General features: G+C 29.7%; 19 protein-coding genes. 10 read left to right on the top strand and 9 right to left on the bottom strand.

Annotated elements, in window-relative coordinates; translation table 11 throughout:
• Window positions 1-40: 40 nt before the first annotated feature.
• The 6 genes from nosZ to I0K12_RS01330 all read right to left on the bottom strand — a co-directional run bounded on the left by nosZ (window position 41) and on the right by I0K12_RS01330 (window position 7,245).
• Complete coding sequence (nosZ, locus tag I0K12_RS01355) at window positions 41-2,005, bottom strand: Sec-dependent nitrous-oxide reductase (RefSeq protein ID WP_196885103.1); 1,965 nt, start codon at window positions 2,003-2,005, stop codon at window positions 41-43.
• 17 nt (window positions 2,006-2,022) lie between these two features.
• Window positions 2,023-2,511 carry a c-type cytochrome gene (locus I0K12_RS01350; RefSeq protein ID WP_196885102.1) on the bottom strand — a complete coding sequence of 163 codons (489 nt, stop codon included), beginning with the start codon at window positions 2,509-2,511 and terminating at the stop codon, window positions 2,023-2,025.
• 623 nt (window positions 2,512-3,134) lie between these two features.
• Entirely contained in the window at window positions 3,135-5,126 is a 1,992-nt protein-coding gene (locus I0K12_RS01345; protein ID WP_231372677.1) for a TonB-dependent receptor plug domain-containing protein, read from the bottom strand.
• Between the two features lie 114 nt (window positions 5,127-5,240).
• Window positions 5,241-6,098: a hypothetical protein gene (locus tag I0K12_RS01340; protein WP_196885101.1), complete on the bottom strand. Its 858-nt coding sequence runs from the start codon at window positions 6,096-6,098 to the stop codon at window positions 5,241-5,243.
• A gap of 317 nt (window positions 6,099-6,415) precedes the next feature.
• Window positions 6,416-6,640 (bottom strand): hypothetical protein, encoded by a 225-nt coding sequence (locus I0K12_RS01335; protein WP_196885100.1) that lies wholly within the window; start codon window positions 6,638-6,640, stop codon window positions 6,416-6,418.
• Between the two features lie 353 nt (window positions 6,641-6,993).
• Entirely contained in the window at window positions 6,994-7,245 is a 252-nt protein-coding gene (locus tag I0K12_RS01330; RefSeq protein ID WP_196885099.1) for a type B 50S ribosomal protein L31, read from the bottom strand.
• Between the two features lie 122 nt (window positions 7,246-7,367).
• On the opposite strand from I0K12_RS01330, the gene I0K12_RS01325 reads away from it, so the two are divergent.
• The 6 genes from I0K12_RS01325 to I0K12_RS01300 all read left to right on the top strand — a co-directional run bounded on the left by I0K12_RS01325 (window position 7,368) and on the right by I0K12_RS01300 (window position 14,770).
• Complete coding sequence (locus I0K12_RS01325) at window positions 7,368-8,399, top strand: glutaminyl-peptide cyclotransferase (RefSeq protein ID WP_196885098.1); 1,032 nt, start codon at window positions 7,368-7,370, stop codon at window positions 8,397-8,399.
• Window positions 8,400-8,562: 163 nt separating this feature from the next.
• Complete coding sequence (locus I0K12_RS01320) at window positions 8,563-10,095, top strand: right-handed parallel beta-helix repeat-containing protein (RefSeq protein WP_196885097.1); 1,533 nt, start codon at window positions 8,563-8,565, stop codon at window positions 10,093-10,095.
• A 70-nt stretch (window positions 10,096-10,165) separates the two neighbouring features.
• Entirely contained in the window at window positions 10,166-10,675 is a 510-nt protein-coding gene (locus I0K12_RS01315; RefSeq protein WP_196885096.1) for a hypothetical protein, read from the top strand.
• A gap of 166 nt (window positions 10,676-10,841) precedes the next feature.
• Window positions 10,842-11,351 (top strand): TIGR00725 family protein, encoded by a 510-nt coding sequence (locus tag I0K12_RS01310; RefSeq protein WP_196885095.1) that lies wholly within the window; start codon window positions 10,842-10,844, stop codon window positions 11,349-11,351.
• A 33-nt stretch (window positions 11,352-11,384) separates the two neighbouring features.
• Entirely contained in the window at window positions 11,385-12,107 is a 723-nt protein-coding gene (locus tag I0K12_RS01305; RefSeq protein WP_196885094.1) for a GLPGLI family protein, read from the top strand.
• Between the two features lie 5 nt (window positions 12,108-12,112).
• Entirely contained in the window at window positions 12,113-14,770 is a 2,658-nt protein-coding gene (locus tag I0K12_RS01300) for a carboxypeptidase-like regulatory domain-containing protein (RefSeq protein WP_196885093.1), read from the top strand.
• Between the two features lie 293 nt (window positions 14,771-15,063).
• Here I0K12_RS01300 and I0K12_RS01295 read toward each other — a convergent pair whose 3' ends face one another.
• A complete protein-coding gene (locus I0K12_RS01295; protein WP_196885092.1) occupies window positions 15,064-15,492 on the bottom strand; it encodes a DUF4268 domain-containing protein in 429 nt (142 codons plus the stop codon).
• A gap of 55 nt (window positions 15,493-15,547) precedes the next feature.
• A complete protein-coding gene (locus tag I0K12_RS01290) occupies window positions 15,548-16,393 on the bottom strand; it encodes a sulfurtransferase (protein ID WP_196885091.1) in 846 nt (281 codons plus the stop codon).
• A gap of 569 nt (window positions 16,394-16,962) precedes the next feature.
• On the opposite strand from I0K12_RS01290, the gene porQ reads away from it, so the two are divergent.
• Window positions 16,963-17,973: a type IX secretion system protein PorQ gene (gene porQ / locus I0K12_RS01285; protein ID WP_196885090.1), complete on the top strand. Its 1,011-nt coding sequence runs from the start codon at window positions 16,963-16,965 to the stop codon at window positions 17,971-17,973.
• Between the two features lie 12 nt (window positions 17,974-17,985).
• Window positions 17,986-18,684, top strand: a complete 699-nt coding sequence (cmk, locus tag I0K12_RS01280; protein WP_196885089.1) for a (d)CMP kinase — start codon at window positions 17,986-17,988, stop codon at window positions 18,682-18,684.
• Window positions 18,685-18,788: 104 nt separating this feature from the next.
• Here the strand turns inward: cmk and I0K12_RS01275 are convergent, their stop codons facing one another.
• Window positions 18,789-21,758 (bottom strand): T9SS type A sorting domain-containing protein, encoded by a 2,970-nt coding sequence (locus I0K12_RS01275; protein WP_196885088.1) that lies wholly within the window; start codon window positions 21,756-21,758, stop codon window positions 18,789-18,791.
• Between the two features lie 378 nt (window positions 21,759-22,136).
• On the opposite strand from I0K12_RS01275, the gene I0K12_RS01270 reads away from it, so the two are divergent.
• Complete coding sequence (locus tag I0K12_RS01270; RefSeq protein ID WP_196885087.1) at window positions 22,137-23,582, top strand: aminoacyl-histidine dipeptidase; 1,446 nt, start codon at window positions 22,137-22,139, stop codon at window positions 23,580-23,582.
• Between the two features lie 211 nt (window positions 23,583-23,793).
• On the top strand, window positions 23,794-25,692 hold the full coding sequence (gene yidC, locus I0K12_RS01265; RefSeq protein WP_196885086.1) for a membrane protein insertase YidC: 1,899 nt from the start codon (window positions 23,794-23,796) through the stop codon (window positions 25,690-25,692).
• Window positions 25,693-25,864 lie beyond the last annotated feature (172 nt).

Raw genomic sequence — 25,864 nt, 5'->3', positions numbered from 1 at the left:
TTACCGCCTGTTTCCAGAGTTCTTGAGATTGAATTTTAATTTATTCTCCTAGAGTCCAGCTTAAGTCAATGTCAGAATCTTTAGGCGAAACTCTAACATATCCCTGCATTTCTTGGTGAAGTGCAGAACAGAAGTCTGTACAATAGAATGGCCAAACACCAACCTGCTTAGGTTCCCAAACAAATGTTTCTGTTTGCCCTGGCATAATTAATAACTCTGAAGTGTTTGCTCCAATTACACTGATTCCGTGAGGAACATCGTAATCTTGCTCTAAGTTTGTTACGTGGAAATAAACTTTGTCTCCAACTTTTACACCTTCAATATTATCTGGTGCGAAGTGACTACGAATCATTGTCATATAAATATGAACTTCATTTCCTTTACGAACAACTTTAGTTTCTGCTTCAGATTTCACGGCATATTCATGCTCGTTTTCTTCTAATGGGAAATATTGTTTAGATCTTGGTTTTACTAAATCTGCTGGAATACCTGCTGCATAGTGCGGTTCTCCAATTGTAGGGAAATCAAGAAGTAATTCCATTTTTTCTCCCGTAATATCATAAAGTTGTGCAGATTGTGTAACCTCTGGTCCTGTTGGTAAATATCTATCTTTTGTAATTTTATTCATCGCAATCACATATTTACCAAATGGTTTGCTTGAATTTCCTCCTGGGATCATTAAGTGTCCAACTGAATAATATGTTGGTTTTCGGTCAATAACTTCCCAAGTATCTAATTTCCATTTTACAACTTCTGAAGAAATAAAGAATGTAGTATAAGCATTTCCTTTACCATCAAACTCTGTATGTAATGGTCCTAATCCTGGTTGTTCTACAACTCCTGCTAAAACATCTTCAAATTTTAAGATTGGAATTCCATAAGCTTCTCCATCAAATTTCTTATCTTCAATAGCTTTCAACATTTTTGTGAAAGAGTGCACAGTTAAGTTTGCTGATAATTTACCATTACCTACGATATACTCACCACTTGGATCTACATCACATCCGTGAGGAGATTTTGGAGTTGGTAAGAAATAAACTAAACCTGGACATTCTGCTGGATCTAAAATTCTAACTTCTTTTTTCATTGTAGAAGTTGCAGTATGTGTTTTTTCGTCATACACGTTGTGTGCATAGTTTGCAGGAACAGTTTTAAATTTTCCAGCTTTGATATATTCTTCTGCTTTTTTCCAGTTTACTGCAGCGATGAAATCTTTATCATTTTGAGATGCATTCACCTCTAATAAAGTATTTGCTTCCTCCGTATTATATGTTGTAAAGAAGAACCAACCATGAGATTTTCCACGTCCTGGGTGCGATAAATCATAGTTAAATCCTGGCATCATAATTTGGAAACTTAAATCCATTCCTCCATCTTCTTCATCTAATTTGATGAATGATAAAGCACCTTTAAAATTACCTTTGTAATCTTTAATAGACATATCTCTTTGTGGGAAAGGAACAGAGAAACGAGTTCCGGCTACAACATATTCAGAGTTTTCTGTAACGAAAGAAGAACTGTGATTACCTGCACTATTTGGAACCTCAATAATTTCTGTAGTTTCAAAAGTTGATAAATCTACCTTTGCAATACGAGGTGTATTATTGGCATTGATATAAACATAACGACCATCTACTTGACCATTCGTTTGTGAAATGTCTGGGTGATGGGCATCATCCCAAGGAATAAAACCATGCGAAGTATTCAACATTGGTTTTGTCTCTTCATTATAACCCCAAGCTTTCTCTGGATCTTGTGAGAAAACAGGAACTACTTTTAATAATCTTCCTGAAGGTAAACCATAAACAGAAAGTTGTCCACTAAATCCTCCTGAAATAAAAGCATAAAATTCATCATGCTCACCCGGAGCAACATATACTTTTTCAGCAGCTGAAGATTTCAAAGCTCCTCCACTTTTTTTAGGAGAAGATTCAGAGTTATTACAACTCGTTAACATCACGAGACCTGCAATAACTAAACCGATTAAACCATTTATTTTCTTCATAATATTTACTTTATATTCTATTTTTGTAAAGTTCTAAAGTATTCAACAACAGTTCTTGTTTCTTCTTTTGTCAAGTTCTGATTTGCCATTGGAGCTCCGTTGAAGTCCATCAATAATTGTTTCGCAACTGGGTCTTCTTTCGTCATTTTTTCAGGATTCAAAATCATGTTCATTACCCATTCTGGCGAACGTCTTTTCATTACGTTTTGTAAATCTGGTCCGATAAATTTCTTTCCGATTTTGTGACATGCAGAACATTTTGCTGTGAAGATTTCTTTTCCTTGTTCTGCCATTTTCTGATCAATTGCTCCTAGTTCAACTGATTTGATTTCTCCAACTCCTTTATAGTGTAGATTCGTACCTTCTTCAGAAGTGTTAATTTTTACAGGTTTTTCTGTTTTTACAGGTTTAGATTCTACAGGTGTCTTTTTTTCCTCTTTTGAGCCACAGCTAATAATTAGTAGTAGCATGCTCAAAAATGTTGTGATTTTAATTACACTTTTCATTTTTATTGGTTTGAAGTTTCAATGAACAAATTCATTGTTTTACATTTATAACTGAATTCTAAATTTTCTCTGGCTTTAGAACACTACAAAGTTAGAATGGATAAAGTGCCAATTATATGATATAAATCATAAAAGTAAAAATAAAAGACCTTTTAATCTTTATATATTTAAAGATAGAGATTTTATTGTTGATTATCAGTGTTTTATTTAATCAAAAAATATTCCTAACTGTTAGTGTTTTCGTTAAAAAAGGTTAAGATAAAATTTTAATAATTTTTCTTAAAATTAAGATTTTTAAAGGTTTTTAAAATAAAAGAATAGAGTAGAAGTGAAATGATTCTTTTATCTAATATTTTTAAGAAAAAGTATTGTGATTAATATATTTTTAAAAAGTGTGTTGTATTAAGGCAAAGAATAAACAACACACTTTTTAAGCAAAGAAATGTTTTTAATAGTTTCTTCATTCATTTTTTTCTTGATAAAAAAACGAACCAAAAAAATCAAGACTTGTATTTTTATAATTTTAAAAATAGGTCGATTAAATTTCGATAAACATTTTTAATCATAAAAAACAGGTTAATTGTTTTAATTTTAAATTGTTGTATTACTATTTAGAAATACTTTTAAAACTTATAAGAAATATTCATAAAGAAACTTCTACCTTTTCTTGGGATAGAGTTCCAATCAGCGAAAGTTGTATATTCTTTATCAAAAATATTTTCGATTCCTGCTTTCAAGAAGATGTTTTGTTCTTTTATTTTAAGATTGTACGAAGTATTTAAATCAAAAACTACGAAACCTTTTGTTTGTGATTCTCCATAAGCTTCATTAAATCGAACTTGATCTGTGTTGGCTTTTGTTAAAAATTCTAAACCAAGTTTTTTGTATTGGTAAGAAAATTTACTTTTCATAGAAATTGGACTAATTAACGGAAGTGCTTTTCCATCATTATCAGCTCCATAAGAATATGTAATATTTCCTTCCCAATCTAAACCTTTATACAAAGGAATTTTTGTGAAAATACTTGCGTTAAATAAATTCGCATATTCCAAAGAAGTATAACGCTTAACTCCATTCGCTCCAAGTGTCATCGGACTCAAATCTTCATCAACCACACCTATTATATAATCATAAATTTGAAAACCAGAAGCTTCAAAACCTAAAGAGAATTTATTTTTCTCATAAACAGTTTTGAAATTCAATTCTACAGATTTTTCTTTTGCCAAATCAGAATTTCCGATATAATCAAAATTATCATAACTATTAAACAAGAAAAAACCATAACCTTCACTCGTGTTTGCAGCTCTTTCTCCATACGCAGCTCCAAGATTCCAAGTGAAATTATTTTTGTTTAAAGTATAATTCACTCCAGAACTGAATAACATCTGATTTCTAGTTTTTTCTAAACCAGGATAAAAAATCTCTAAACTTTTAAAACCTTGTTCGTCTTTGATTTCATTTGTGTGATGTGCAATTCGTCCTGTAAATTGTAAAGAACTATTTTTATTGATTTGATAAATATCTTCTCCGTAAATTCCTTTATCAAAAGTTCTTAAATCTGGCCAAGTAACCATATACATCGGAATTTGTCCGTCTACATACATTGTCATTTCTGCTTCAGCTCTGTTGTAGAAAGTATTTGCATTTACTAACCAATTATGTTTTCCTTTTTTTCCTTTCAATTTAAAATAAGCTCCATATGTTGAACTCCAACCAGGCATGTCCATACGAACTTGAAGATTTGGACGAGCAGAATCATCCATTATGTGTGTAATTGTATTGTAATATGCTTTTGTTTCCCAAGAAAGAATTCCTTCTTCTCTGTCATATTTATGTGTATAATTCAAAGAAGAAATAAGTGCTTTCGCTAAAGAAACATCCATTGGTAGTGCAGGATATCCAACATCGTTTGCTTCATCATAAATAAAAGTAGCGTCTAAAACACCATTTTCCGAAGTTTGCACTCCAGTGTTGATTGCAATATTATATTTTTTGTACTGCGAATACAGAATTTCTTTATTTCCTCCAGCATCATAATTATCATAATCACGATACATTCCATTTGCTTTAAAATAGAATTTATCACCAAAATAATCTAATTCTGCTCCAGTTGTTTTTCCATTTCCATTGGTTTCATACCCTAAATCAATTGCTCCACCAAATCCAGTTCCGATAAATTTTCCTTTTTTCAATTGCATATTGATTCCTCCACCAATTGCATTTGAAAATTCGGTTCCTTTTTGTCCAGAATGAATTTGAAGTTCGTTTAAGTTTGAAATATCTACATAAGAAGTAATCGGATCCATTTTATCTGTACAAGCTCCGAAGATTTGCATTCCGTCAATTGTAATCGAAAGACGATCACTTGTCATGCTGTTCAATGTTGGTTCCCACGCATAATTTCCACGTTTAATCATCGAAACTTTGCGAGATTTCTCTAAATATTCATCTAGAGAAGCTAGTGGTTTTTCATATCTCTGGTGGTTGAATTTACGTTTTCCAATCACAATCACATCGTCCAATTCTATAATAGAATCTTTTGAAAATTCTTGTTCTTGAGAAAAACTAGTGTAGAAACAACCTAGCAAAAGAAATATACTTACTATTGCTTTCATGATTTCTGAATTTTTTCAGATTAGTTTTGTAGTAGTCACCCTTTAGTTTTCCATCTAAAAAACTGGGATTTTCTAGATGGAAAAATGATAAAAAGGGCAGCGTTTATTTAAATATTAAAATTCGATTTCTAACATTACAGAACTTTCAGGTGTGTCTTCTGTAATTTCATTTCCTGCGATTAAAGTATCATCTGCATCAGAAACAGTGAAGTTTAAAGTCCAGTAACCAGTCATTGTTAAAGAAACTTTTCCTTTGTATAATTTTGAAGCAGCATCAAATACAGGGTTTACATTATTTGTTGAAGAATGATTTCCCATTGCAGGCATTCTTGGATCTAAAGTAATAGAATGATCTTCGATTACATCAAACTGCATCATGCTTGTCATTTTGTGTAAACTTAAAGTCAAATCATTGATTCCGATTTCTGATTTTGCAGGGATTAAACCTAAAATGTATTTAGTTCCATTACTTCCCATGAAAACAGAAACATTTTTCTTTGTAGCAGCTTTTACGTTGATTTCTTTTGAAGCATCAAAAGTTTCTCCTCCTGTAGTATACTCAAAGTTTAATGTCCAACCCATTCCGTTTTCTCCAGTCATTTGGAAAATAGCGTAAGCAGTATAGAGTGCTTTAGAATCCGCAACTTTTGTAATTGAAGAAGTAGGACAAGAATGTTGCATAGAAGGCATTTGCATTACTGGAGTCCAAGAAAAATCTACATCAGAAATGTAAGTTTCTGTAGCGATATCTTTTAGTCTGAAAGTAAATTCTGTATAACCTTGGTGAATTTTTCCGTCTTCTGTATAAACTTCAATTTCGTGTGTATCGTTTGTAATAGTAGTAGCCAACATTAGATGTTCTACAGAATCATCTGTGTTTGGTGGAATTATAGTTGCGTCATCATCATCATTTGAACAAGCGATGAAAAAAATACTGAATAAGATCGGGAATATATATTTTAACGTTTTCATGATTTTAGTTTCTTTAGGTTATAATTTTAGATTAAGAAATTGATTTTAAAATGTTTGTAATTTTTAAAACAAGGCAGATCAATTCCATGAAGTCAATAAATGTTTTTGTCAACAAATTTTTGACCTGATAATTATTTTTAAATTAATGTTGAAGCAGTTTTATGCTGCCTTTTTGATCTAAAATATTTACGTACACAAGTCCGACTTTAGTTTGTATAAACACAATAAAGGTTGTAAAGGTTTGAATTTTGAATATATCGTATCATATGAGTGTTTATAACAAACATAGAAATATCAAAATTGTGATAAAGTAAATATTATGCTAAAGAAACTTTTGGAGGTGGAATATCTACTAGAAGTAAACAGTTTTTCCAAGAATTGTTCTTAGAGAAAAATGTTTTGGTAGTATTTTTTATAATAGAGTGAAAAGTGATTTCCATTACTTCTGGAAGTTGCATTCGAAGTACAGGAAAGTTTTCATTTTTTTCTTGCTCCGGATTTTGTAAATCCTGTTGTTGAAAATTATCATTTAAGGTTTTCATTAAATGACATTTTCCGTTACAACCTTGTTGGTTGTCTTTCTGAATACAAAGGGTTTTTGCAATGTATTCTTGGTTTAAATAAAAAGAACTAATGATAATAGCGCTTTGTATCGAGTAGAATAAAATACTAAACGATATAAAGATAGAAAGGATGCTATGTAGTCTTTTAGTTTTCACGTTGTAAAGGTACGACCTATAAGAAGTCAGTTTTATGACATAAATCATAAAACCAATGTATATGTAAAATTATCGCATTTTTTTGAAAATATGATAATTTTAATCTCTTTTAAATTAAAGTAACAAAAAAGCCTCCAAAACTGAAGGCTTTCTGTAATAAGTTATCAAAGTTTAAATTATTTTTTAAACTTAGCATATTTAGATTTGAATTTATCAATACGTCCTGCAGTATCAATAAGTTTCGTTTTACCAGTATAGAATGGGTGAGATGTTCTCGAGATATCTAATTTCATCAAAGGATATTCAACTCCATCAATCTCGATAGTTTCCTTTGTGTTAGCAACAGAACGAGTTAAAAACACGTCTCCATTTGACATATCTTTAAATGCAATCATTCTATAGTTTTCTGGATGTATACCTTTTTTCATCTGAACTCGTTTTTAAGTGTATATTTATTTTTCAGACTGCAAATTTAATCATATTTTTGAAACGACAAACAAATAAAAAGAATTTTATTTACTAAAATCAAAAGATTAACACACAATAAATTATGTCTATTAAATATTTATTTACTGTTGGAGTAGCTGCAATGCTATTTGCTTCATGTACAAAGGAATATAAATTTAAACTTACTGCACCGAAAAAAATACAAACGAATAAAGCGTTAAATTTAAGCATAAATGAAGAGAATAATCAACCTGTTGACTCTGTTCAATTTAGTATTGATGGTAAAAAATTACCGATGGCTAAAGGAACTTCAACGCTAGTAGATATTAATGGATATAAGCTTGGAAAACACGCTATTTCGGCAGTAGTTTTCTATGAAAATAAAACTAAAAAATTAGTAAATACTGCTTATTTCTTAAGTAGTACACCGTTTTTAGTAATGGATTTTGAAATTGTAAATGTATACCCTCACGATCCTAAAGCATATACGCAAGGTTTAGAATATAGAGATGGTTTCTTATATGAAGGAACTGGACAGTATGGAGAATCTTCTGTAAGAAAAGTGGAGCTTAAAACAGGAAAAGTTTTAGAACAATACGATTTACCTAAACAGTATTTTGGAGAAGGAATTACAATTTTTAATGACAAAATATTCCAATTAACTTGGAAAAAAGGAATCGGATTTGTTCGTAATCTTGAAACTTTTGAAGAAGAAGGTACTTTTAAGTATGGACAAAGCCGTGAAGGTTGGGGATTAACAAATGACGGAAAGAAATTAATCAAATCAGACGGAACAGAGAAGATTTGGTTCTTAAATGGAGAAAACCAAAAAGAAGAAGGATATATTGAAGCTTATACAAATACAAGAAAAGTTGAAAAAATCAACGAACTTGAATATGTAAAAGGAAAAATTTATGCAAACGTTTGGCAACAAAACTCTATTCTTATTATTAATGAAGAAACTGGAGCGATTGAAGCTGTTGCAAACATGACAAAATTAGCAGAGAAAATGAATATCAAAGACAAGCAAGACGATGTATTAAACGGAATTGCTTATGATAAAGAAAATGATCGTCTGTTTGTTACTGGAAAACGTTGGGATAAGCTTTTCGAAATCAAATTAAAGAAAAGATAATTAAGATATACACAGAAATCACATTGAACTCGTTTAAACGAATTTTGAGTTAAAAAGTTTAAATGAGTTCATTCTACACTACTTCAAGGAATGTGATTTCTTTTTGTAATTTTTACAATAAAAAATACCTTACATAGTTTATAGCTATGAAACTTATATTCATATGAAACAAATTTTTGCTTTTTTAGCCATTATATCTTTATTGTTTTTGGGTTCTTGTAGAAAAGATTTTGAGACAGTTCAAAATAATAGTAGACTAGGATTTTCAAAAGACACCGTTTACCTAGATACTGTTTTTACAAATATTGGTTCTAGTACATACAATCTTAAAGTTTACAATAATAGTTCGGAAGATATTTTTATTCCTTCAATTCGCTTAGGAAGAGGAGAAAATTCAAACTATAGAATTAATGTAGACGGAATTCCAGGAAAAAGTTTTGAAAATATAGAAATCCTAGCAAAGGACAGTATTTTCGTGTTTATCGAAACAACAATTGATTATAACGCAGTAACAGACCCTATTTATACCGATTCTCTTATTTTTGATAGCCAAGCTTTTCAGCAAGATGTGAAATTGGTGACGCTTGTACAAGATGCACATTTCCTTTATCCTTCTAAAAATGCAGAAGGAATGATTGAAACAATTCCAATCGGAACAGATGCGGATGGAGAAGAAATAAGTATTCAAGGTTTTTATTTAGATCAAAATGCTACTTGGAATGATGAAAAACCTTATGTTGTCTACGGTTATGCAGCAGTTCCTGAAGGTGGAAATCTTACAGTAGAAGAAGGAGCGAAAATTCATTTCCACGCCAACTCGGGTCTGATGGTTTCTAATCAAGCTTCTGTGCACATGAACGGAACTCTAGAAAATCAAATTATGATTGAAGGAGATCGTCTTGAGCCAGCTTTGAGTGATGTTGCAGGACAATGGGGAGCAATTTGGCTAAGAGAAGGAAGTCAGGATAACCAGATTAATCATACAGTGATTAAAAATGCAACAATCGGACTATTGATTGATTCTAACGGAAACGGAGTGGATCCTAATTTAACTATTAAAAACACACAGATTTACAACAATACCAACTACGGAATTTTAGCAAGAGAAGCGAATATTCTTGGAGAAAACCTTGTGATTAATAATAGTGGAAATGCTTCTTTAGCAGCAACTATCGGAGGAACTTATAATTTCAAACAATGTACTTTCGCAAATTATTGGAGAAGTGGTCTGCGCCAATTTCCAGCAGTTTTAGTCAATAATTATTATACAGTGGTAGAAAATGGAATAGAAACGAAAATTGCAAAAGATTTATACGAAGCAAATTTCACAAACTGTATCATCTCTGGAAGTAGTAATATTGAACTGATTGTTGATAGAGTAGAGGAAACATTATTTGGATATAATTTCAAGAACAATTTAATTCAGTTCAACGATGTTGGAGGGAATTATGCTGAAATTCCAGAATATAATTTCTCAGACCTTGAACATTATCAAGATAATATTTTCAACGAAAAACCAATGTTTAAAGATCCTTATGAAAACGAATTGGTAATCGGGCAAGATTCTCCAGTAGTGGACAAAGCAGATCAGCAAACAGCGCAGCAAGTTCCATTTGATATTTTAGGTGTGGATCGTACCGCAAATCCCGATATAGGAGCTTACCAACACCAACTTTTGGATGATTCGGAAGAATAAAATCATATAAAGAAATGAAACATAAAAAAAAGGCTTTGAATATTTTCAGAGCCTTTTTTATTTTAGGAATATGCAAAAATTAAATTATAAAGACTTTACCGTAAAAGCTAAAATTTCTTCTTTATCAGAAATCGAAGAGAAATTAAAATATTTAAAAGCAGAATATAAAGGAGAAGATTTTCAAAAAGATCAATATTTTCAGGGAGATAGCGGGAAATTGAAACTTCGACTTGGAAATATCGAAAATGTAATTGCACATTATCAAAGGATTAAAGAACAAGATTCTGAGAAAACTATCGTGTACAGATATGATAAAAATCCGAGTAAAGAACAAATAAAAGAATTGTTTGAGAAACATAAGAAACTTGCCATAATTGAAAAAAGAAGGAAGATTTACATTCTAAAAAACATAAAAATACATTTGGATTTACTTCCGAATGAAGAAAAATATCTAGAAATAGAAGCGATGGATTTTCAAAATAAATTCACTAATGAAGAGCTGAAAAGACAATGCCATCAATTGTTAGAAGAATTAGAAATTCCAAAAACTAATTTGATAGAAACAGGATACTCAAAATAATCAGGGCGCTCCATTCCTTTCTTTTTTTGCCAAAAAAGAAAAAATGTCGGGCTTTCGGCAGTCGCTTTTTGGCTGCAAAAATGCAGGCAGCCAAAAGAGCTCCAACAAATGCCTCTATCCCTAGCGCAGTTTTCAGATAAATTGTAACTTACCGTAAAACAACCAAATGAAAAATCTACAAATTGCAATAATCGGTGTAAATCAAGATTTATGTTCCAAAGAACTTTACGATTTTGTTTACCAAGTAGGAAAGATGCTTTCAAAATATGAAGTCAATATTCTAAATGGAGGAAAAGGCGGCGTGATGGAAGCAGTTTCTAAAGGTGTTTTTGAAAACGAAAATAGAAAAGCAAAAGTTGTAGGAATTCTCCCAGAAAAAGATACAAAATTAGCTAATGATTTTTTAGACATCACCATCCGAACAGGTTTAGGCGAAATGCGAAACTCAATCATCATAAGTTCCGCAGATTTAGTGTTAGCCTTTGGCGGAGCTTCCGGAACTTTAATTGAGTTAGGATTTTGTGTAAAATATCAAAAGAAAACCTTCTGTTATCAAAACGAAAAAGGTTGGAGTCAATACTTTTCCAATAATAAAATAGATGAAAGAAATGAGGGATTATTTATTGGTTTTTCTGGCTTGGAGGAGTTGGAAAATTTACTGTTGAAAAGTCGATGATTTTTTATAGATTTATGTTTCTAAAAAAAATACATGAAAAAAACATTTCTTTTTATCGGGTTGATAGTCTTGTTTATAAATAATTCTTTTTCTCAAAATGCTTCTTTTGAAGTAATTTATAAAAAGGGTGAAAAAAAAGAAAACGACCTATCTACTAATCCTCCAAAAATCTATTATGAATACGATTATATATTAAAAGTTATAGGTCAAGAATCTATTTTTTATTTTGATAAATCTTTAGCAGTAGAAGAAGGTAATCGTAGGATAATTACAAAAGGTGGCGGTAGAGGAAATATTTATAAAAATTTGAAGACTAAAGAGAAATTACATCAAAATAAAAATAGAGGAGAATTACTTATAATTTCTCAACCTATGAAATCTTGGGAATGGGAAATTACAAATGAAAAAAAAGTAATTAGTGGATATACAGCTTTCAAAGCTATTGGAACTAAAATGGCAGCAGTGTTTGATTCTAAAAAACCACAAGAAGGTTTGAAGCGTGAAAAAGTAAAAATGATTGTTTGGTTTACACCAGAAATCCCTGGATCTTTCGGACCAGCAGGATATGATGAGCTTCCAGGTTTGGTTTTAGAATCTCAAAGTGGAGACATCTATTTTATTGCTACAAAGATTAAGTTTTATAAAAAAACACCAAAATTTAAAATCAATAAACCTACAAAAGGAAGGAAAGTGTCAAGGGAAGAATTTGATAAGGAAAGTGAACAGTTCTTCACTGAATTATTGAAGAAAATGTAAATTTGATGCAAAAAATATTTTTAGCTATTTTCCTTTTTATAGGAATTTATTCTTTTGGACAACAAATAAAACTAGAGGGTTTTGTTAGAGATACGCTTCAAAACCCTTTAGAATTTGCTACAGTTTATACGGAGAGTAAAGAAGATTCTCCAAAATTTACCATTACAGATGAAAAAGGTTATTTTGAATTACATCTGAAATCTAAAATAGATTATACAATCAATGTTACTTTCTTAGGTTATGAAAAGCATTCTTTTCCATTAAACACGATTAAAAATAAAACTCAAACCATTGTTTTAAAAGAACTTTCGGAGCAATTAGGCGAGGTGAAACTAGAATATACGCAAGCTGTAATTGAGAAAAAAGATACCGTTTCATTTCATACAGATTCTTATACAGATGGCTCGGAACGAAAGCTGAAAGACGTGTTGAAAAAACTTCCTTTGGTCAATGTAGATAAGGAAGGGAATGTTACTGTAAAAGGAAAAAAAGTTAATCAAGTTTTAGTTGAAGGAAAAAAGTTTTTTACAGGAGATAGCAAAATAGCTGTGAATAATATACCAGCAGATGCTGTTGCTGGTATTACGATGTTGGATAATTATAATGAAGTAACGTTTTTAAAAAATGTTGAAGATTCGGAACAATTAGTGATGAATATCAAGTTGAAAAAGAATAAAAAGAATTTTTATTTTGGAACAATAGAAGCAGGGCCTGGAATAGAAAATAAATATGAGATACAACCTAAATTATTTTATTATAGCCCGAAAACTAGGGTGAATTCCATTATAGATTTTAATAATTCTGGATCAAAATCTTTTACTTTATTGGACTATATTAATCTGGAAGGAGGACGTTTGAGAATTATGGAAGATAAAAATTTACAACGTTCTATTTTCAACGAATCTTTTACGAAAAGCCTACAAAATCAGGATTTTTATCAAAATAATTATCAATTTGCTTCCTTCAATGTTTCTTCAGAATTGAGTGAAAAAACAGATTTGAATACTTATGGAATTTTTTCAAAATCGAACAGTTTAAGCAGAAAAGAAAATACAAATAAATATTTTTCGAATAATCTATTAGAGAAAAGATTAAATAGCTTAGAAAACTCAGATTTGTTTGCGATTGGAAAAGCAGAACTGAAATATATTTCGAATCCATATACAGAATTTCATTATCATTCTAAATTAAAATATTTTGATGCTGAGAATCAAGAAAATTTAAATACAAATTTTGGTGAAACAAACTCAAATTTGAATTCAAATCTTCAAAACTCAGACCTGAAATGGGCGAATGAATTTAAGTTTTATAAAGATTTTAAATCCAAACATAAATTAAAATGGATTACAAAAATAGATTATCAAAATGCTAAAAATGATCAATTTTGGAATTCAGAGAATTATGATTTTAATTCTTTTATTCCGGTAATAGAAGAAGAAAGAACTGATTTGAGAAATGATCTGAAAACTAATAAAATTTCTATTTATTCTAGGTTGAAACATTATTGGATTTTGACAAATAAACAGCATTTATACACAACTTTTGGAATTGAAAATACAAGAAGTAATTTTGAAACAAAAACGTATCAAATTTTAGAAGATAATTCGATTCATGATTTTTTTGATGCAAATTTTGATAATCAAACCAAGCTAAATAATCTGGATGTACATTTAGGTTTAGAATATAAATTTTTGATAAATAATTTTATTTTCAAACCTTCTATTTTTATTCATAAACATTTTTTTGAAGTTGAAAATTATTCGAACAAAACAACGAAGCAGCCTTTGGTTTTTCTGCCAAATTTGAATATAAAATATACGTTGCCAAGAAATCAAAAAATGATTTTTGATTATAAAACTTCTTCTTTTTTCTTGGATGTTTCCAAACTTTCAAATAGAAATCAATTGCGGAATTTTAATTCCGTTTTTAGAGGAGTTACGGACTTGAGAAATCAAATAACTCATAATTTTAAATGGAGATATTCGAAACATAATTTTCAAAAAGCATTTTTAATGAATGCTTCGATGAATTATATCCGAAAGGAAAAAGCATTTTTAAATTTCTTCGAAATGCAAGGAATCGATTATATTTCTAGTCTGAATTTTACTTCTTATGATTATGAATATCTGAATGGTACGGCTGGTTTGAATTTTAAATTGTGGAAATTTAATTCAAGTATAAATGGAAACTTAGGGTATAATGTTTATAATAGTTTTATCAATGAAGAAAAAATTAAGAATGAAAATAAAAGTTTTGGTTACGGAGCAAGTTTGAGAAGTAATTTTAAAAAATATCCAAATTTGAATGTGAATTTTCTTACAAACCGAATTTTTGCAAAATCGAATCTTGAAACAACGATTTCTACTAATTTATGGAGTTTTGATTTAGATTATTTTTTCTTGAAATCTTTTAATTTTAAAGCAAATTATAGTATTAATTCGGTTTCAAATTCTGTTTTGGATGATTCTAATAATTTTTCTGTACTGAATGCGAATTTAGAATACCAAAAAGAAGATTCAGCTTGGGCTTTTGAGATAAATGCAACAAATATTTTAGATACAAAATATAGAGAACAAAATTTTCAGACTTTACTTTCATCATCTAATGCAAGAGAATATATTATGTCAAGAATTATCATGTTTAAAGTGAAGTATAGTTTGTAAAAAATCCTCTTAAACCAAAAGCTTAAGAGGATTTTTAAAATATTGTATTTATGTGAAAATGCTTGCAATTTTTAGCGAAAAAAATATTTACACACCCCCTAGCCCTTCTCAAGAGCAGGGCTGTCAGGTTCTCCTAATTTTTTAATTAAAAACCTGGCGCACTTTTGTAAAGTGTGCCCATTGTTTCTAGCATTTGTGTGGTCACGAGTTACAAACTCGCGCCAGCGATCATCAAAAATCGATAAATAAAACTAGAACTTGACAGCCCTGCCTCTCAAGAGGGGAACAGGAAATTATCCTTTTATAACGTCTTCAAACATATAATAGAATTCTTCAAACTTTTCCATGTTTTCATTTAAGAATTCCATTGTTTCTTGCCATGTTTTTTTGTTGTGAATACAAACATGATCTTTCTGAATATAAATTCTAGAAATTTCTTTTCCGTTCTCTAAAACATAACAATCTTCGAAAATCAAACCTTTGATATAATCTTCTTCCAAAATTTTCTTGAAAGATTCGAATTTTTCATAATAACGAATTCTAGATTCTAAATCTCTACATTCGATATCTAGAGCAACCATCGCAGATTTTCTGTCAAAATAAAATTTGAAAGCAACATCTTTTATTTTTGTATTATATAAAATCCACTTTCTTGGAAATGATTTTCCAAATGAAGTCCAAAATTCTTGTTTTAATCTTCTCGATTCCTCTTTACTGAACATATTCTCGATTTTAAAAAGCGGCAAATTTCTTAAAAAATATCCATTATAAAAAACATTATTTTCCTTCTACGACTGGCAATTCACTCGGAATTCCCCATTCACTCCAAGAACCGTCGTAAACTGTAATGTCTTCATAACCTAAAATAGTTGCAGCAAGTGCAAGAATACAAGCTGTAACTCCAGATCCGCATGAGAAAATTAGTTCATGTGTTTTAGAAATTCCATCAAATGCTTTTTCTAATTCTGCTTTCGATACAATTTTTCCGTCTTTAATAATAGAAGTAAAAGGAATATTTACAGAATTTGGAATATGTCCACCTCTCAATCCTGGTCTAGGTTCAGGTGTAGTTCCGCAAAAACGACCTTCTGGACGAGCATCACAAGTTGTAATCATTAATTCGTCAATTGTATCTTTCACATAATTTTTATCACAAAAAGAACTGTAATGATATTTTGCTTCAAAATTTCCAGTTGGATATTCTTTCAGTTCCATTTCTTCGGTTTCTCCACCTTCTTTTTTCCAGGCTGGAAATCCTCCATCTAAAACTGCAATGTTTTTGAATCTCATAGCATGAAACATCCACCAAACTCTTGGAGAAGAAAATACTCCTAGTTTATCATAAACAACTAAAATACTATCGTTATTAATACCGATTTTTCTAGCTTCTTCTTGAAAAACTTCTGGAGAGACCATCGTATGTGGAAGATCAGAAGAAGTGTCTGAGAATTTTTTACCTAAATCAAAAAAACGACTTTCTTTGATTTGTAAATTATCTTCTTCTACGTTTTTCGCATTTGGGTTGGAAATAGTTGCGTTTAATAAAATTAATTTATCATTATTTATATTTTCTTTTAGCCAATCTACTGTTACAACTGGACTTTTAAAAAATGTATTTTCCATTGGTTTATTTTTTTGGTTCGTTTTATCTTGAGTTTTTATAGTTTGTAATTTGAAACTGTTCGCTGGCGCGAGTTTATAACTCGTGACCACACAAATACAAGGGGTAATGAGCACACTTTATAAAAATGTATTAGGTATTTATTTTAAACTCTATTTAAAATTACAAAACTATAAAGCTATTTTTTAGTCTTCAAGAGCTTATTTTAATTTATATTAAAAAATTTTATACACTTCTTAAAAGCTCTTTTTTGTCTTTTTTCTTGTCCATAGCTAGGCTATGTACTCCAAAAAAGTCTTCAAAATAGCAATTTAATAAGCTATAAAATAAATTCTGATACAATTTAAAACAGGCTCTAAAAAATATTTTTACTTACCCTATCAAATTATTTTTTAAAAATTATATTTGTTGAAAAATAAGAAGAGGGTAATAAAATAGAACCTTTTTGGTTTCTTTACTTTTTTATAAACAGAATTATTCCTAATCTTTTATAAAGAAAAATGATTTTTATATACTATTTCTCTTATTTTTCGTTTAATAAACAAAATACCTTTTACACACGAACTCATATATGAAGAAAATATTATTACTCCTATGTCTTTACTCTGCATTTGCAACTGCGCAAACTGGTGGAGAACAAGTTTATCAGTTCTTAAATTTGACTACTTCGGCAAGACAAGCAGCATTGGGTGGAGAAATATATACACTTACCGATGATGTAAATCAGCCTTTATGGAATCCGTCTACTATTAATGAAGATATGCATAATAATGTAGGAGTGAACTATGTAAATTATTTAGCAGGAATCTCATTTGGTTCTGCTTCTTATGCTTATAAGTTCAATGATAAATTGGGAACTTTTCATGCAGGAGTGACATATGTTGGTTATGGAGAATTAATTGGTACAGATGCGCAAGGAAATGAGACAGGAACTTTCAAAGCTAATGATTTTTCTGTATCTTTGGGATATGCATATCATATACCAAATTCGCATTTTTTTGTAGGTGCAAATCTTAAAATGATTAATTCGGTAATTGACAGTTATTCGTCGTTTGGACTTGCTACTGATTTAGGTGTTTTATATAAGAATAAAGAAAAACCATATTCATTTACTTTAGTACTAAAAAACTTAGGAACTCAGATTACTAAATTCGATAATACCAAAGAAGATTTACCTTTTGAAATTGCGTTGAGTGCAGATTATCAACTTGAAAATGTTCCATTAAAATGGTATCTTACATTAGATAACTTACAACAATGGGAAGTTGCTTACAGAAATCCTTCGAACGCTACCGTGGATATTGAAGGAAAAAGAACAGAAGAAGATATTACTTTCTTTGACAATGCTTTCCGTCACGTAATTATTGGTGCAGAACTTTTTCCTAAAAAAGCATTTAATATTCGAGTAGGATATAATGTAAGAAGAGGAAAAGAATTGAAGCTGGTAGATGCAAGAACTTTTGCAGGATTTTCAGCCGGATTTGGTTTAAAATTAAACAGAATTAAGTTTAATTATGCATTTACAAAGTACCACCCTGCAGACAATGCAAGTACTTTCAGTTTATTAATTAACTTAAATTAGAGGATATTGAGTATGGAGAGTAAAAAAATAACAATTGCAATCGATGGTTTTTCATCAACAGGAAAAAGTACAATCGCTAAAGAATTGGCTAAAAAGTTAGGATACGTATATGTAGATACTGGTGCGATGTATCGTGCAGTAACTTATTTTGCGATGATTAATGATTATGTTTCTACAGAATCGTTAAACGAAGAAGGTTTAGTTAAAGAATTAGCAAATATCAAACTTAAATTTGTTTTCAATCCAGAAGCTGGTTTCTCTGAAATGTATTTAAACGGAGAAAATATTGAAAAGCAAATTAGAGGATTAGAAGTTTCTCAGTTGGTAAGTAAAGTTGCAGCTATTACAGATGTTCGTAAAGTTTTAGTGAGCCAACAGCAAGAGATGGGGAAAGATAAAGGAGTTGTGATGGACGGAAGAGATATCGGAACTGTGGTTTTCCCAGATGCAGAGCTTAAATTATTCATGACAGCATCTCCAGATAAAAGAGCGAAGAGAAGATATAAAGAACTTTTAGATAAAGGTGAAAATGTGAAATATGAAGATGTATTGAAAAACGTACAAACAAGAGATCATATTGACACTACAAGATCAGATTCTCCTTTAAAACAAGCAAAAGATGCTATCGAGTTCGATAATTCAGATATGGGATTAAAAGAACAATTTGAAAGAGTTTACAATATTACTCAAAGAACTATTGGTGAAGCATAAGATTGGAAAAATAAAAAAACTTAAAAAGCCTTATAATTATTTTTATAAGGCTTTTTTATTTCTTTAAAACAAGAAGATTTATAACTTTTAAAAAGTTATAGATTTTATTCTTTAATCCATTTTATCATTTTAGTTCCGTAAGCTGTAGAAATCGAAATAAAATAAATTCCAGATTTTAATTCATTTACTTTTAAAGAATATTCATTTATTTGTTCTAATTCTTCAGCAATAATAGATTCTCCAAGCAAATTGAAAATTTCTAGTTTTTCTAATTCAAATTCACTTTCTACTTTAATTAAATTCTTACCTGGATTCGGATATAATTCAATTTTTTGATTTTGTTCAAATGAATTTATATCTAATATTCCAACATGCGTTTGTTCTGTATTAGTTACAATTGCATCATTAAAATCAAAGAAAATTTCTGCTGTATTTTTAATAATATCTTCTAACTCTAAAGTGTCTAAAGTTTTAATTTTGAAAACTACATAACCGTCATTATTTGCATCATCAAATGGTAAAAATATATTTTGGAATAAAAATGTAGCTTTATTTCCTTCAACTCTTACTTCACAAGAATGACTATAATCAATCAATTCCAAAGTTGAAACATCAAACATTTCCGGGTTTAAATCATCCTCTATAACAACGTTTACAGCACTTGCTGTACCTTCATTTTCAAAACGAATTCTATAATGAATATAATCTCCAATTAATTCTTCGTCTATTACTTTTCCTTCCAAACAAGTTTTATCATTTGGATCATAAGAATTAACGACTTCTTGCTCTATTTCATGAGAAACAGTTTGCGGTGAATCTGAATCTAAAGCAAAACTTCCGATTACTGTATAAGGTAAAATTGAACCTGAGTTTAATGCTGGATCTTCTTGAGGAGAATTTAAATTTAATGTGATAAAAATTTCTCCTTTTTCAAAAGGTAATAGATTTTCAAAGGACCAAGTCAAATTTCCAGTGAAGTTTGATTCATATATTGGATTAGTACTTACAAAATCTAAAACTAAATCATCATAATTAAAATTAATTTCTCCTGAAAGAATTGTATTCCCAATATTTTTATAAACAATTTTATAATCTGCATCAAAACCAGGACGAGCTATATCTATTGGAATAATTGAAATTTCCAATTCGTCAATTTCTCCATTTGGTTGTAAACAGAAATCTTGAATAATTGTCTCTGAATTGTTATCATTTGGAAAAGTAACTTCAATACTTTCTGGTGAAAATATGAAATATTCCGAGTTTTCGTTTTTTGGGATAATTGTGTAAGTTCCTTCATTTAAATAAATAGAATGATTTCCATCTTGATCAGAAATATATACCCCTGTATTTTCTCCATCAGTAATTTCAAATTTAAAGTTCGGAATTGCTTCACCTTCATTTTCACAATCACTCGTGTATGAGAAATTAACCTCTCCTTTTACTTTATAAGTTTCTTCTAATGGATTATAAGCACAAAAAGAATCAACTATACATGTTGTATTATTTTTATCTAATAATTTTTCTTGGTAATAATCTATTTTATTTTCATCAACACATAGATATTCTAACTCAGAATTTATAAAATTTTCATGTGTGAAATTTATATTTTTTATGTATAAGTTTTTTATTTGATTATGATAAAAAGTATTTAACTTCTTTAAATTTACATTTTGGTTTAAATTCAGAGAAGTTATATTTTGAGTAAGATCTAAAAATAATTTTTCTAATAAAATATTTTGAGACACATCTAATTCTTCAATATCTATCCTTTTTAAGGAAAGCCTATTTAATAATATGTTTTGGGTTAAATCTAATTCAATAATATCTAACCTTTCTAAAATTAAATCATTTAATTGAGTGTTCTGAGTTAAATCTAGCTCTGATAATGTATTGTTGAACAGTGATGCATTAAACCATAGCTTTTCTAAAAGTATATTTTGAGTTAGGTCTAATTCCGATATATCAGCACCATTAATATTTAAATCTTTCAACATTGTATTTTGAGTCAAATCTAAATAGTTAAGATTATAAACTTCATATAATTTTAAATTAGTTAATAATGTATTTTGAGTCAGATCTAAAGACTCTAGGTCTCTTATACGATATAAGTCTAACTTTTTTAGTTGAGTATTTTGAGATAGATTTAATTCAGTTAAATGAAAAAATGAATTAGGGGAAGAATCACTAATATATACACCTAAAAATAAATTTTCTAACAATATATTTTGGGTTAAATCTAATTCTGATACCATAATTTTCTCTATAAATAAATCTACTATCAAAGTGTTTTGAGTTAAATCTAATTCTGTTATATCTAAATCCCATAAATACAAATCATTTATTAATGTATTTTGGGTTAAATCTAGTTCTGTTATATTCAAATCCAATAAATGTAAATATTCAAGGAGTGTATTTTGAGTTAGATCTAGCTCTGTTATTTCTATTTCATCTCCCCTTATGCTAAGGTGTTTTAAATTTACATTTTGAGTTAAATCTAGTACTGAAGTTTCAATTTTATCACCTTCTAATTTTAAAAATTCTAATAATACATTTTGAGTTATATCTAATTCTTCTAGAGGAAAATTATTACTATCAATTTCTAAATGTTTTAAAGATGTATTGTAAGAAAAATCTATTGTATCAATTGAAATAGAATTCCCTTTTAAAATCATTTTCTTAAAAGATGTACTTTGAGGTAAGCTTAAATTTTCTAAACCAGATATATTTGTTAAAATTAGTGATTCTAATGCATCACATCCTGTTAAATTCATGCTATTAACATCTACAGTATCAAATTCTATTATTTTAATATTTGTAAAATATGTTAATTCATTCACTGAATCAAAATACCCAGATAGGATTTGAATTCCTTTTACAGCTTCAGCTTCTTCTATTGAAATTTCTCCATCAAAATTAGTATCCACACTAGAATTATATTCACCGTCTCCTGTTAGATCAGCAACATATTCATAAATTAAATCATCTTTGAAATTTTCATCTTCAAAAACAATATTTTGTGCAAATATGAAAGTACTGAAGAATAAGGGTAAAAAAAATAAGTAGGTTTTTTTCATAATATATTTTTAAAAATTAATTTCATTTTCATTTTATTTGCAAGTATATGAAAATAAAATATTAAAATTATCAGTATATCAAATTAACATATTTTTCAAATCTGTTATTTTTTAGTTTAGGGATTGCAGTGGAAAGCTTTTTATTTTTCAAAATTTAGAATTTCTTGGTGAACGGAGGCGACCGGAGGAAGCCCACGTATTGCCTAGAAATTCTTTTTTGAAAAAGGAAAACTTGAAACGGAAAGCCCGACCCGTACCCTGAGCGGAGTCGAAGGGTAGAGGGGAAACCCCAAGATAAAAAAACCTTCTATTTTCCAACTTTCAATATGCTAAAAATCCGTACCTTTGAATCGATTTTAACAAAAGAAAAATACACAAATGAGTGCAGAAATAAGAAACTTAGAGCCTAAGGCTTTATGGAACAATTTTGCAGATTTAAATGCTGTTCCTAGACCTTCGAAAAAAGAAGAAAGAGTAATTCAATTTATGGTGGATTTTGGTAATAAATTAGGATTTGAAACTGTTGTAGATCCTGTTGGAAATGTAATTATCAAAAAGCCTGCTACAGAAGGAATGGAAAACCGTAAGACAATTGTGATGCAATCGCACTTAGATATGGTTCACCAAAAGAATGCAGATACAGATTTTGATTTCGACACAGAAGGAATCAAAATGTATGTAGAAAATGGATGGGTTACTGCAGAAGGAACAACTTTAGGAGCTGATAATGGTTTAGGGGTTGCTGCAATTATGAGTGTTTTAGAATCTACAGATATTGCACACCCTGCTATTGAAGCACTTTTCACGATCGATGAAGAGACAGGAATGACTGGAGCAATGGGATTAGAAGCTGGTTATTTAACAGGTGAAATCTTATTGAACTTAGATACTGAGGAAGATGATGAAATCGATATGGGATGTGCAGGTGGAGTTGATATTACTGCTACAAAATCTTATACAGAAGAATCTGCAAACGGAACAACTTTCGATATTGCTGTTCGTGGTTTAAACGGAGGTCACTCTGGAATGGATATCATCAAAGAATTAGGAAATGCAAATAAAATCATGAACCGTATTTTATATGCGACAATGGATGTGATGCAAGTTTCTGAAATCAATGGAGGAAGTCTAAGAAATGCTATTCCAAGAGAAAGTTTTGCTAAAGTTGTAGTTAGTGATAAAGAAACTTTCCTAGCAAACGCAACAGAAATTGCAAATACGATTAAAGTTGAATTTGCTACTTTAGAAGAAAACTTAGAAATTACTTTCGAAGAGGTTGAAGCTGCTGAAAAAGTAATGACTAAAGAAGCGAAAAAATTATTAATCTTAGCAATTTACGGAGCGCACAACGGAGTTTACAGAATGAGTCCAGATATGGAAGATTTAGTAGAAACTTCAAATAATATTGCAAGAGTAATTGTAAAAGATGGTTCTATTAAAATTGGATGTTTAACTCGTTCTTCTGTAGAATCTACAAAAATGGATTTAGCTTATGATTTAAGAGCAGTTTTTGAATTAGCTAAATTTGAAGTAGAATTTTCTGGTTCATACCCAGGATGGAAGCCAAATGTAAATTCTCCTATCTTAAAAGTAATGACAGGATTATATGAGGAATTATTCGATAGTAAACCAAATGTTGTTGCTTGTCACGCAGGATTAGAGTGTGGGATTTTAGGAACAAATTACCCAGAAATGGATATGATTTCTTTTGGTCCAAACATTCGTGGAGCACATTCCCCTGATGAAAGAGCAGAGGTAAAGTCAGCACAAAAATTCTGGAAATTCTTATTAGAAATATTAAAAAACATTCCAGCAAAAGCATAAATCAAGAAAGAAAGCTATCAAATTTTGGTAGCTTTTTTTATTTAGTGTAACATTTTTCAAAAAAAAGCTTCTTATTTGTAGAAAAAGGTCTGAAAATCATCGGTTTGAAAAACGAGTGTAAAATACTTCAATATCATTCTATTTTATGTACCTTTGCACCGATTTTCACTTAGTTATAGTGATTTCGATTTTTGAAATTTAATATTAAAAAATGGAGGAAAAAAAATTTGACGCAAAATCCTTGTTAGGATTTACATTACTGTTTGGATTAATGTTGGTGTTCTTTTACATGAATCAACCATCAGAAGAAGAACTAGCAGCGCAAGCGAAAGAAGCAAAAGCACAAGATTCTATTGCTGCTTCGAAGAAAGAAATAACAAGTCCGAAAACGGCATCTTTTACAGATATGCCTGATTCTTTAGCTATAGAAAAAGCAAAAGGAGAACTAGGACATTTTGCATATAGTGCAACAAAAGCTGAAGATAAAACTACAGAGTTAAAAAATAATTTAGTGAAGTTTGATATCTCTAACAAAGGAGGTTTTATCAATCAAGCAGAACTTTTAACATATAAAACTTATGATTCTTTACCTTTATATTTAATTAAAGATGGAAGTGCTAAGTTTAACTTAAGTTTTCAAACTTCAGATAACAGAACTTTAAATTCAGAAGATTTATACTTTGAGCCAACACTTACAAAAAGTGGAGAGAATCAAGTACTTTCTATGAAATTAAGAGTTTCTGAAACGCAATTCTTAGAATATCGTTATGAGATGAAGCCAAATGATTACATGGTAGATTTCTCAATTCGTTCTCAAGGTTTAGGAAATGTTTTCAATACTTCACAACCAATCAATTTAACTTGGAAAGCAGAAGGTTTACGTCACGAAAAGAGTATGAAGTACGAAAACCAACATACTGCTCTTTATTATGAAAAAGATGGAGACAAAGTAGATTATTTATCAGTTGGTGGAGACGATAACGAAAAAGAAGAAAATGTAACGTGGGTTGGATTTAAACAACATTTCTTCTCTACAATTTTAATTACGGATAAAGCTTTTACAACTGCAGAGTTAGAAAGTACAAATGTTTTTAAAGATGTAGAAACAGATACTACAATTACGAAAGATTTCGCAATGATTACTCCTTTAGAGTTAAATGGAGGAGAGTTAAATTATAATATGAAATGGTACTACGGACCAAACGATTATAATTTATTAAAAGATAAATATAGCAACTATAATATCTATGAAATCGTAGATTTAGGTTGGGGAATTTTTGGTGTAATTAACCAATATATTTTCTATCCAATTTTCGATGTATTACAAGGGTTAGGGATCAACTACGGAATCTTAATTATCTTAATGACGATTGTAATACGTATCATTATGTCACCACTAGTATATAAGTCTTATTTATCTAGTGCTAAAATGAAAGTACTTCGTCCAGAAATTACAGAAATTAACGATAAACTTCCTGGAAAAGAAAATGCGATGAAGCGTCAGCAAGAAACCATGAAATTATATGGTAAGGCTGGAGTAAGCCCGATGGCTGGATGTATTCCTGCATTATTACAAATGCCGATTTTCTTTGCTTTATTCCGTTTCTTCCCATCGAATATTGATTTAAGACAAAAAGGATTCTTATGGGCACCAGATTTATCATCTTATGATTCAATCTTACAGTTACCATTCAATATTCCAATTTATGGAGATCACGTAGGTTTATTCCCAATTTTAGCTGCAATTGCAATTTTCTTCTACATGAGAATGAGTCAAAGTCAGCAAATGAATATGCAACAACCTACGCAAGAAGGAATGCCAGATATGCAAAAAATGATGAAGATGATGATGTATTTCTCACCTATCATGATGTTGGTATTCTTCAACTTATATGCTAGTTCGTTAAGTTTGTATTATTTTGTATCAAACTTATTAACAATCATCATTATGTTTGTGATTAAAAACTACATTATTAATGAAGATAAAATTCATGCTCAAATTCAAGAAAATAAGCAAAAACCTAAGAAACAATCTAAGTTTAAGCAACGTCTTGAAGATGCAATGAAGCAAGCGCAAGAACAACAAGCGCAGCAAAAGAAGAAAAAATAATAAGTACTTCAATAATAGATAAAAGGGTTTCCAGTTTTGGAAACCCTTTTTTGTTATATATGATTATATGTTTTCAGTATTTTGTTATTATATTTTAAAAATTAAAAAAATGTAAATAAATAACTATAAAAAGAGATTTTTTGTTGAAATTATGATAATGTTTTAAGCTTTT

The sequence above is a fragment of the Aureivirga sp. CE67 genome (assembly GCF_015767245.1).
GTDB lineage: Bacteria > Bacteroidota > Bacteroidia > Flavobacteriales > Flavobacteriaceae > Aureivirga.
The sequence above is the reverse complement of the archived record's forward strand: the minus strand, read 5'-3'. Positions and strand labels throughout refer to the sequence as shown.

Excerpts from the sequence above, each read along its gene's own strand:
- I0K12_RS01330 (WP_196885099.1), bottom strand. The coding sequence starts at position 7,245 with ATGAAAAAAGGTATACATCCAGAAAACTATAGAATGATTGCATTTAAA.
- I0K12_RS01305 (WP_196885094.1), top strand. The coding sequence starts at position 11,385 with ATGAAAAAAACATTTCTTTTTATCGGGTTGATAGTCTTGTTTATAAAT.
- I0K12_RS01345 (WP_231372677.1), bottom strand. The coding sequence starts at position 5,126 with ATGAAAGCAATAGTAAGTATATTTCTTTTGCTAGGTTGTTTCTACACT.
- I0K12_RS01275 (WP_196885088.1), bottom strand. The coding sequence starts at position 21,758 with ATGAAAAAAACCTACTTATTTTTTTTACCCTTATTCTTCAGTACTTTC.
- I0K12_RS01270 (WP_196885087.1), top strand. The coding sequence starts at position 22,137 with ATGAGTGCAGAAATAAGAAACTTAGAGCCTAAGGCTTTATGGAACAAT.
- I0K12_RS01295 (WP_196885092.1), bottom strand. The coding sequence starts at position 15,492 with ATGTTCAGTAAAGAGGAATCGAGAAGATTAAAACAAGAATTTTGGACT.
- cmk (WP_196885089.1), top strand. The coding sequence starts at position 17,986 with ATGGAGAGTAAAAAAATAACAATTGCAATCGATGGTTTTTCATCAACA.
- porQ (WP_196885090.1), top strand. The coding sequence starts at position 16,963 with ATGAAGAAAATATTATTACTCCTATGTCTTTACTCTGCATTTGCAACT.
- nosZ (WP_196885103.1), bottom strand. The coding sequence starts at position 2,005 with ATGAAGAAAATAAATGGTTTAATCGGTTTAGTTATTGCAGGTCTCGTG.
- I0K12_RS01300 (WP_196885093.1), top strand. The coding sequence starts at position 12,113 with ATGCAAAAAATATTTTTAGCTATTTTCCTTTTTATAGGAATTTATTCT.
- I0K12_RS01290 (WP_196885091.1), bottom strand. The coding sequence starts at position 16,393 with ATGGAAAATACATTTTTTAAAAGTCCAGTTGTAACAGTAGATTGGCTA.
- I0K12_RS01350 (WP_196885102.1), bottom strand. The coding sequence starts at position 2,511 with ATGAAAAGTGTAATTAAAATCACAACATTTTTGAGCATGCTACTACTA.
- I0K12_RS01315 (WP_196885096.1), top strand. The coding sequence starts at position 10,166 with ATGCAAAAATTAAATTATAAAGACTTTACCGTAAAAGCTAAAATTTCT.
- yidC (WP_196885086.1), top strand. The coding sequence starts at position 23,794 with ATGGAGGAAAAAAAATTTGACGCAAAATCCTTGTTAGGATTTACATTA.
- I0K12_RS01325 (WP_196885098.1), top strand. The coding sequence starts at position 7,368 with ATGTCTATTAAATATTTATTTACTGTTGGAGTAGCTGCAATGCTATTT.
- I0K12_RS01335 (WP_196885100.1), bottom strand. The coding sequence starts at position 6,640 with ATGAAAACCTTAAATGATAATTTTCAACAACAGGATTTACAAAATCCG.
- I0K12_RS01320 (WP_196885097.1), top strand. The coding sequence starts at position 8,563 with ATGAAACAAATTTTTGCTTTTTTAGCCATTATATCTTTATTGTTTTTG.
- I0K12_RS01310 (WP_196885095.1), top strand. The coding sequence starts at position 10,842 with ATGAAAAATCTACAAATTGCAATAATCGGTGTAAATCAAGATTTATGT.
- I0K12_RS01340 (WP_196885101.1), bottom strand. The coding sequence starts at position 6,098 with ATGAAAACGTTAAAATATATATTCCCGATCTTATTCAGTATTTTTTTC.